Origin of the sequence: Brachybacterium sp. HMSC06H03, assembly GCF_001807385.1 — a bacterium.
Lineage (GTDB): Bacteria > Actinomycetota > Actinomycetes > Actinomycetales > Dermabacteraceae > Brachybacterium > Brachybacterium conglomeratum.
This window is the reverse complement of sequence record NZ_KV788925.1, coordinates 1-7,493: the sequence shown is the minus strand read 5'-3', so window position 1 is coordinate 7,493 and position 7,493 is coordinate 1. Positions and strand designations below refer to the sequence as shown.

9 protein-coding genes and 1 pseudogene are annotated in these 7,493 nt (G+C 71.0%); 7 read left to right on the top strand and 3 right to left on the bottom strand.

Annotated features, from left to right (window positions below; genetic code table 11):
- A partial coding sequence (locus HMPREF3159_RS13970; protein ID WP_371441713.1) for an NADPH-dependent F420 reductase occupies nt 1–613 on the top strand: 613 nt, incomplete at its 5' end.
- A 27-nt stretch (nt 614–640) separates the two neighbouring features.
- Nucleotides 641–817 (top strand): NIPSNAP family protein, encoded by a 177-nt coding sequence (locus HMPREF3159_RS13965; RefSeq protein WP_083305963.1) that lies wholly within the window; start codon nt 641–643, stop codon nt 815–817.
- A gap of 202 nt (nt 818–1,019) precedes the next feature.
- Here the strand turns inward: HMPREF3159_RS13965 and HMPREF3159_RS13960 are convergent, their stop codons facing one another.
- Nucleotides 1,020–1,916 (bottom strand): ornithine cyclodeaminase, encoded by an 897-nt coding sequence (locus HMPREF3159_RS13960; RefSeq protein ID WP_070501744.1) that lies wholly within the window; start codon nt 1,914–1,916, stop codon nt 1,020–1,022.
- 97 nt (nt 1,917–2,013) lie between these two features.
- Here HMPREF3159_RS13960 and HMPREF3159_RS13955 point away from each other — a divergent pair, with 97 nt between their 5' ends.
- Nucleotides 2,014–2,535 carry a hypothetical protein gene (locus tag HMPREF3159_RS13955; protein ID WP_141748244.1) on the top strand — a complete coding sequence of 174 codons (522 nt, stop codon included), beginning with the start codon at nt 2,014–2,016 and terminating at the stop codon, nt 2,533–2,535.
- Nucleotides 2,536–2,629: 94 nt separating this feature from the next.
- Here HMPREF3159_RS13955 and HMPREF3159_RS13950 read toward each other — a convergent pair whose 3' ends face one another.
- A complete protein-coding gene (locus HMPREF3159_RS13950; protein WP_070501742.1) occupies nt 2,630–3,115 on the bottom strand; it encodes a DUF2087 domain-containing protein in 486 nt (161 codons plus the stop codon).
- A gap of 149 nt (nt 3,116–3,264) precedes the next feature.
- Here HMPREF3159_RS13950 and HMPREF3159_RS13945 point away from each other — a divergent pair, with 149 nt between their 5' ends.
- A complete protein-coding gene (locus HMPREF3159_RS13945; RefSeq protein WP_246821643.1) occupies nt 3,265–4,533 on the top strand; it encodes a thermonuclease family protein in 1,269 nt (422 codons plus the stop codon).
- A gap of 198 nt (nt 4,534–4,731) precedes the next feature.
- Here the strand turns inward: HMPREF3159_RS13945 and HMPREF3159_RS13940 are convergent, their stop codons facing one another.
- Nucleotides 4,732–5,304, bottom strand: coding sequence for a recombinase family protein (locus tag HMPREF3159_RS13940; protein ID WP_010551803.1), 573 nt, complete (start codon nt 5,302–5,304; stop codon nt 4,732–4,734).
- 192 nt (nt 5,305–5,496) lie between these two features.
- On the opposite strand from HMPREF3159_RS13940, the gene HMPREF3159_RS16815 reads away from it, so the two are divergent.
- The 3 genes and pseudogenes from HMPREF3159_RS16815 to HMPREF3159_RS13930 all read left to right on the top strand — a co-directional run.
- Nucleotides 5,497–5,856, top strand: coding sequence for a Cd(II)/Pb(II)-sensing metalloregulatory transcriptional regulator CmtR (locus HMPREF3159_RS16815; protein ID WP_006590980.1), 360 nt, complete (start codon nt 5,497–5,499; stop codon nt 5,854–5,856).
- A complete protein-coding gene (locus HMPREF3159_RS13935; protein WP_070501740.1) occupies nt 5,853–6,455 on the top strand; it encodes a cadmium resistance transporter in 603 nt (200 codons plus the stop codon). Before HMPREF3159_RS16815 ends, HMPREF3159_RS13935 begins: the two co-directional genes overlap by 4 nt.
- Before the next feature lie 410 nt (nt 6,456–6,865).
- Nucleotides 6,866–7,465: pseudogene (locus tag HMPREF3159_RS13930) on the top strand (aldo/keto reductase); the annotation flags it as partial.
- Nucleotides 7,466–7,493: the final 28 nt, after the last annotated feature.

Sequence of the window (7,493 nt, the reverse complement as noted above, 5' to 3'; positions counted from 1 at the left end):
CTCGGCCCTGACCCGCACGGCGCTGCGCCGCGGGCTCGAGGTCGCCGTCACCGGCCGCTCCGCCCCGCCCGCGCTCGCCGCGAAGCTCCCCGGCGCCTGCCACGTCGGCCTCCAGGATCTCGCCGCGACCAGCGACGTCATCGCCCTGACCCTGCCGCTGCACGTCGCGCTGACCCTCGAGGCGGGCGCCCTGCAGGGCGCGGTCGTGGTCGATGCGACCAACCCCTGGGGCGAGGCCGACGCGGCCGCCGTCGAGGCCGCGCGCGCCGAGCTCGGCGACCACGCCGGCGAGCTCTCCACGAGCGAGCTGCTCGCCGCGCGCCTGCCCGGCGCGCACGTGGTGAAGACCCTGAACCACATCGGCTACCACGACGTCGAGGAGCACGGCCGCGACCACGGCGACCCGTCCCGTCGGGCGATCGCGCTCGCCGCCGACGACGACCGGGCCGCGGAGCTCGTCACCGCGCTGCTGCACCGCCTCGGCTACGAGCCCGTGCACCTCGGCGCCCTCGCCGCCGGCCGCGACCTCGAACCGGGCGAGGCCCTGTTCAGCGGCTGGTTCACCTCCGCCGAGCTCGACCTCCGCCGCGCCGAGCAGGTCCGCGCCGCCTGAACGGTCGTCGGCCGGCAGCGTCGCGGCATGATCACGTGCCACGTCCGTTATGAGATCGACCCCGCGCAGATCGAGGCCTTCGAGCGGTTCGCCATGCGATGGATGGAGCCTGTCGACCGACACGGCGCCACCCACCACGGCTACTTCCTGCCCGCGGAGGGTGCCCTCCTGCCCTCGACCGAGTCGGAGGTCAGCCGCTCCTGAGCTCCTTATCCAGCCAGCCGTGCGTCTCGATGGCGGGGCGGGTGGTCCTGGTGGCCGGGGGCGGCCATCGAGACGTGGTTCTGTGTCGTTATCGAGGGCTATAGCGACACAGGATCAGGTCTCGGTGGGTGGGGTGCTCGAGTCCGGGCCGACGGGCCGGGCCGCACAGGGTAGGCGGGCGGGCCGACCGGAGGTGCGGAGGTCAGGCCCCGGCGGCGCGGGCGACGGCGTCGGCGAGCACCACGTCGCCGAGCCCGGAGCCGAGGTTCTGTGCGACGACCAGGCCGCACGGTCGGTCCTCCCGCAGCAGGTCGCCGGTCGACCCGGTCGCCCGGGGGTAGTCCTTGCCGTGCTTCAGCGGCCTCAGCGACTCGAACTGCTCGACGTCGTCGGCGACGACCGTGCCGGTGCGGGAGATCTCGGCGCCCGCGACAGAGGCGTAGTCGATCGGCAGCAGCGTCGCGTCGGCGGCGACGTCACCCGGGTGCAGCGCCGCGTCGCTCAGCCCGATCGGCAGGGCGCTGATCACGACCCCCGCGCCTGCGAGCGCCTCGGCCCGGTCGGTCGCGGTGCGCAGCTCGAGGCCGGGCGTGTGCTCGGCGCACCAGGCGGCGAGCTCCCGGAGGGCCTCGGGGCGGCGGCCCCACACGGCCAGAGGGCCCCGACCCAGCGCCTCGATCACCCGGGCGTGGGAGCGGGCCTGCACACCGGTGCCGACGAAGGTGATCGGCCGGTCGTCCAGCGCAAGGCTCGCGCCGGTCACGGCCGCGGTGCGCTGGGCGGTGAGCTCGGCGGCGTCCATCGTGGCGCGGGTCGAGCCGTCGGCCGCGGAGAGCACCATCAGCCCGCCGATCATCTCCCGGCCCCGCGCACGGTTCGACGGGGTGACCGTCACCCACTTGATGCCCAGCAGTCCGCGCTCCGTCCAGGCGGCCGGCATCGCGTTCGCGAAGCCGCCCTCCTCGTGGACGACCTGGGTCTTCGGCGTCACCGAGGCGGAGCCGTCGGCGAGGGCGAGCAGCGTCTCGCGCATGAGTGCGACCTGATCGGCCGGGGTGGGGAGGAGCGTGCTGACCTGGGCGTCGTCGAGGTGGATCACGCCTCGACGGTATCGCGGGGCGTGAGGCCGTCCCCGTGCCGCGTTCGGGGTCCGGGACCGGGGCGACCGTCGTGCGAAGAATGTCTACCCTGTGAACATGATGAATCAGTGGGGGAACGAGGCGCACGGGCCGGGCGGGGATCCGTCCTGGCTCGGGGGCAAGGACCGCGGGGGACCGGGCACGGGGGCGGAGGGTGCCGGGACGGCGGAGAGCAGGCCCGGGCCGCTGCCGAGCGGGGACAGCACCTGGTCCTCGGACTTCGACTCGCGCAGCTCGTCCCGTCGCGCTGACCAGGACTTCGGCCCGAGCTCTGCGGGCTCGGCCCCGCAGCACTCCGGGCCGCGCTTCGGCGAGTTCGGGGACGACGCTCGCGAGAGGGCCGAGCGCCGGTACGAGGAGTGGGAGTTCGGCGGCCGGCCCGATCCTGAGGTCCGCAATCGGGTGGCCGAGGTGGGCAAGGCCCTGGTCAAGGCGATCCCGATCGTCGTGTTCCTCGTCATCTTCTTCGGGTTCTTCGCCAGGAACGAGTTCTTCCGTGACAACTTCAGCTTCGGGTGGATCGCCCTCGTGGTGCTGGTTCCGATGCTGGCCAACGTGATCAAGTCCTTCCGGAAGTAGCCGCGGCCGGCCGGGCGTCGAGCCGGCCGACCGACGGGTCGGGACGGCGCTGAGCAGGTCGGCTGCGTGGCCGACTGAGCAGCCGGCGGAGAGGTCAGCCGGCCAGGCGGTACCAGGCGCCGTCGGCCGAACGCTCCAGCACGCCCGAGTCCACGGCGTCGCGCCGCACGAGCGCCACGTCGGCCGCGAACATCGCGATCGCGGCGTTCAGCTCCGACTCGCCGAGGCTGCGCTCCGGCCCGACCCGCTCGAACACGATTCGCGCGATCCTGCCGCTGACCTCGCGGGAATCCTCGGTCTTCACCGGGATGCCGTCCAGTCGCGGCACCTCGAGGATCGCCCGGTCCGAGCGCATCAGCGCGAGCGAGTCCGCGATCCGACGCAGCGCCGGGACGTCCGCCGTGCCGTCCTCGCCGAGCCAGTCCAGGCGCGAGAGCGGCCCGCGCACCGAGGGGTCCTCGACCGGTCCGTCCCCGGCGAGCAGGCGTCCGAGTCCGCGGCGCAGCTTCTCGGCGGAGAGCAGGGCGACGAGCTGCCGGGCGCGGCCCAGCTCGGCGGGGTGGTCGGGGGCGGTGGTCATGGGTCCTCCTTCTCGACGCGCTCCAGGGTGGCACGAGACCGTGTGATCTCGGCGACTGGGCGTCTTCCCGAGGTGCGGTTGTCGCACCGGTCGGAGATGCTTCAAGCATTGACGAGCAGGTGCTCTCGAGAGGAACGAATCAGGTGGTCATGGGCAGGTCCAGCGGGTCGCGTCGGGGTCGGATCGCGAGCGTCGGAGAGGAGGGGCGTCGGCCGCGGCGTGCGCGGAGCCTGAGTCTCGCCCTCAGCGCCCTGCTCGCGGGGACCCTGCTCACCGGCTGCCACGACGGCAGCGGCGAGGGCACCGTGGTGCGCGTGGTCGACGGCGACACCCTGGTCGCGGTCGTCGCCGGGGAGGAGACCACGATCCGCCTGCTCAACATCGACACCCCCGAGACGAAGCACCCCGACCTGCCCGTGCAGTGCCTGGGCCCCGAAGCGACGGATTTCCTCGCCGAGCGGCTCCCGGCCGGCACCGAGATCGAGCTCGAGTACGACGAGGAGCGGCTGGACCGCTACGACCGCACCCTCGCGGGTGTGTACGAGTCGGGCTCGCTGGTCAACGCCGAGATCGCCGCGGAGGGACTCGGCGTGCCGGTCTACTTCGAGCCCAACGACCGCTTCCTGCCCGAGGTCGAGGAGGCCGCGGCGACCGCGCAGTCCGAGGGGCTCGGCCTCTTCTCCGCCGCGACCGAGTGCACCGTCCCCGCACAGGTCGAGCAGCTCGGCGCCGCGGCCGACGAGATCCCGCAGACGGTCGCGGGCGACCCCGCCCAGGCGCTCGCCGACGCGACGACGCTGGTCGAGGACGCGGAGGCGCTCGTCGACGCCCTCGACGCGGACGTGCTCGCGACCGGCCCGAACGCCGTTCTCGCCCTGCCGCTGGCCGCCCCCTTCCTCGACGGGCAGCGGAAGGCCGCCGACGAGGTGCGCGAGCGCGCCGTCGACGGGCGAGACCGGGTGCAGGGCCTCAAGGACGACTGGGACGAGGAGCAGGAGCGGCTGCGCGAGCAGAAGGAGCGCGAGGAACGGGAGCGGCAGGAGCGCGAGCGGATCGAGCGGGAGGAGCTGGAGCGTCGCGAGCGGGAAGCGGCACCGGCCGCGGACTCGTCCGACGAGGAGACAGTCTCCGGCGCGACGAGCTCGGGCAGCGGCAGCGGCTCGGGGTCCGACGGGAAGTCCGGCTCCGGGGGCGGGTCCTCGAGCTCTGGCGGTTCGAACTCCGGCGGCGGCAACTCGGGCGGCGGCGCTTCCGGCGGTGACTCGTCCGGCGGCGGCAGCTCGGGCAGCGGGAAGTCCGGTGGCGGGAAGTCCGGCTGTGAGCCCTACGGCCCGGAGATCCCCTACTCGGACGACGGCGGCTACACCGGCAAGCGCTACGGCATGCCCGGCGGCAAGACCTTCCGCAAGTGCAGCTGACCGGCACGTTCGCCACCTGACGGTGACGGCGGCTCGCCGCGGCCGTCCCCGTCGATCCCGGGCCGTCTCCCCGGCCAGCGCCGGGCCGGCGCGTCCCGGTCCCTCCTTCCCGTGCTGATCGCCTCGTCCCGCTCAGACTGTGGATGTGATGGCTTGGTGGCGGGTTTCTGTGATCGCTCAGTGGCGGTGCAGGCGCGGTCAGGTGTCGGCCGTGGTGCGGCGCAGCTCGCGGTAGATGGTGGTGCGGGAGACATTGAACAGCTCGGCCAGCTCGGCTTGGGTGTGCTCACCGGCGGCGTGCAACGTCAGCAGGTGCTTGCGCTGAGAGGGCGAGAGCTTGGGCTTCTTGCCTTTGAGTTTGCCCTTGGATCTGGCGATGGCCATGCCCTCGCGGGTGCGCAGGCGGATGAGGTCCGCCTCAAACTCGGCCACCATGCCGAGCACGTTGAACAGCAACCGGCCGACGGCGTCGTTGGGGTCGTAGACGCTGCCTCCGAGACTGAGCGCCACTCCCTTGATGGTGAGCTCGTCGGCGATGTCCCTCGCGTCCGGGAGCGAGCGGGCCAGCCGGTCGAGCTTGGTCACCACCAGGGTGTCCCCATCCCGGGTCGCGGCCAGTGCCTCGCGCAGCCCGGGCCGGGCGCGGGTCGTTCCCGTGAGGCCGTGGTCGAAGTAGACGTTCTTGTTCTCGACTCCGAGGCGCTCGAGTGCTTCCCGTTGGGCGGAGAGGTCTTGCTCGAGAGTGGAGACGCGCGCGTAGCCGACATGCATGTCCCCATTGTTGCAGTTGCCCTCCCCTCACCGCCCATGTCACCGTACGGGTCTTGCGTACATGACGATCCCTCATAAAAAGTCGTCGAGGAGTAAGCTCGCACGACGTACGGTGAAGGATCCCCTTACGGGCATGCGATCTGGGCTGACGCCTGTGACCGAGTGTTCAGTGCGCGCTGTATAGTTCAGTCCATGCTGACTATTGCTTCGCGTCTCGACGTGATGAACCGCCTGGGTCGTGCACTGGCCGACCCCACTCGATCCCGGATCATCTTGACCCTGCTCGACCATCCCGCTTACCCGGCGGAACTGGCCCGAGATCTGGACCTGACACGCCCGAACGTGTCCAACCACCTGGCATGCCTGCGCGATTGCGGGATCGTCGTCTCCGAGCCCGAGGGTCGTCGGACACGATATGAGATCGCCGATTCGCACCTGGCGCAGGCGCTGACGGCACTGGTCGATGCCACCCTGGCAGTGGACGAAGACGCCCCGTGCATCGATCCCGCCTGCTCGCTTCCCGGATGCGACGCAGCTGGGGAGGGCGCATGATCCTCACCTCGGTCTTGCAGGCGATGGGCCTGTTCGCAGCGACCAACATCGACGACATCATCGTGCTCTCCCTCTTCTTCGCGCGAGGGGCAGGCCAGCGCGGCACTACCGCCCGCATTCTGGCCGGCCAGTACCTCGGATTCGCCGGCATCCTCGGTGCCGCGGTCCTGGTGACCATCGGTGCCGGAGCATTCCTGCCCTCGGCAGCCATCCCGTACTTCGGTCTCATCCCTCTGGGCCTCGGCCTCTGGGCCGCATGGCAGGCCTGGCGCGGAGACGATGACGACGATGACGACGAGGCCAAGGTTGCCGGCAAGAAGGTCCGCGTGTGGACAGTCGCAGGCGTCACCCTTGCCAACGGCGGCGACAACATCGGCGTCTACACCCCTGTCTTCCTCAGCGTGGAACCTCTCGCAGTAGTCGCCTACTGCATCGTCTTCCTCGCGCTCGTCGCGGTCCTGGTGGCCCTGGCAAAGTTCGTCGCCACCCGCCCCCCGATCGCCGAAGTGCTCGAACGCTGGGAGCACATCCTCTTCCCCATTGTTCTCATCGGCCTCGGCATCGTGATCCTCGTCAGCGGCGGAGCCTTCGGACTCTGACGTAGCGGCAGCGATCCAAACGGCCCCGACCGGGCGCACCCCTCTCGGTTCAGACCGCGACACCTACCTGCAGCCAGTCCTGCGTGATCGCGGCAACAAGACCGCCACGGAGCGCTGCAAAAACCCCGCCACCAAGCGAACGAAGCCACACGCTCAGACATCCACGTCTCGGCGGCTCCCCGGGACGGGACGGGCCGCTGACAGCGCGGCGCGGGGGAGTTGTTCGACGAAACGTGCCACGAATCTGGCACGTTTCGTCGAACAACTCCGGGAGAGTCGTGCAGCGGGGTGCGCACGGCCCGTCCGCGGGAGGGGTGCTCTGACAGGTCCTCCCATCGCGGCGCGGGCGGCGCGAGGGTGGGGGCATCGGGCGAGCGACGCCCGCACCATCGCAGCAGGAGGAGCACCGCATGGAGTACGTGAAGCTGGGCCGCACCGGACTGGACGTGTCGCGGCTGTGCCTGGGCACGATGGGCTTCGGCAATGCCGAGCGCTGGGTCCACAAGTGGGTCCTTGAAGAGGATGACTCCCGCCCCGTCATCAAGCACGCCCTCGACGCCGGCATCAACTTCTTCGACACCGCGAACGTGTACTCGATCGGCCGCAGCGAGGAGATCGTGGGCAAGGCCCTGGTCGACTACGCGAACCGCGACGAGATCGTGCTGGCCACGAAGGTGCACGGGAAGATGCACGAGGGCCCCAACGGCGGCGGGCTCTCCCGCAAGGCGATCCTCGCCGAGGCGGAGGCGAGCCTGCGCCGGCTGGGCACCGACTACATCGACCTGTACATCATCCACCGCTGGGACCACACCGTCCCGATCGAGGAGACGATGCAGGCGCTGGATGACCTGGTCCGCTCGGGGAAGGTCCGCTACCTCGGGGCCTCGGCCATGTTCGCCTGGCAGTTCCTGCAGGCGCAGCACGTCGCCGAGGTGAACGGCTGGACGAAGTTCGTCTCGATGCAGAACCACTACAACCTCCTCTACCGCGAGGAGGAGCGGGAGATGATGGTCAAGTCCCCGGAAGTGGTGTAGCGAT

What these genes read in the sequence shown, in the direction of transcription:
- HMPREF3159_RS13965 (WP_083305963.1), top strand. Translation starts at nt 641, where the DNA reads ATGATCACGTGCCACGTCCGTTATGAGATCGACCCCGCGCAGATCGAG.
- HMPREF3159_RS13955 (WP_141748244.1), top strand. Translation starts at nt 2,014, where the DNA reads ATGATGAATCAGTGGGGGAACGAGGCGCACGGGCCGGGCGGGGATCCG.
- HMPREF3159_RS13950 (WP_070501742.1), bottom strand. Translation starts at nt 3,115, where the DNA reads ATGACCACCGCCCCCGACCACCCCGCCGAGCTGGGCCGCGCCCGGCAG.
- HMPREF3159_RS13945 (WP_246821643.1), top strand. Translation starts at nt 3,265, where the DNA reads ATGGGCAGGTCCAGCGGGTCGCGTCGGGGTCGGATCGCGAGCGTCGGA.
- HMPREF3159_RS13940 (WP_010551803.1), bottom strand. Translation starts at nt 5,304, where the DNA reads ATGCATGTCGGCTACGCGCGCGTCTCCACTCTCGAGCAAGACCTCTCC.
- HMPREF3159_RS16815 (WP_006590980.1), top strand. Translation starts at nt 5,497, where the DNA reads ATGCTGACTATTGCTTCGCGTCTCGACGTGATGAACCGCCTGGGTCGT.
- HMPREF3159_RS13935 (WP_070501740.1), top strand. Translation starts at nt 5,853, where the DNA reads ATGATCCTCACCTCGGTCTTGCAGGCGATGGGCCTGTTCGCAGCGACC.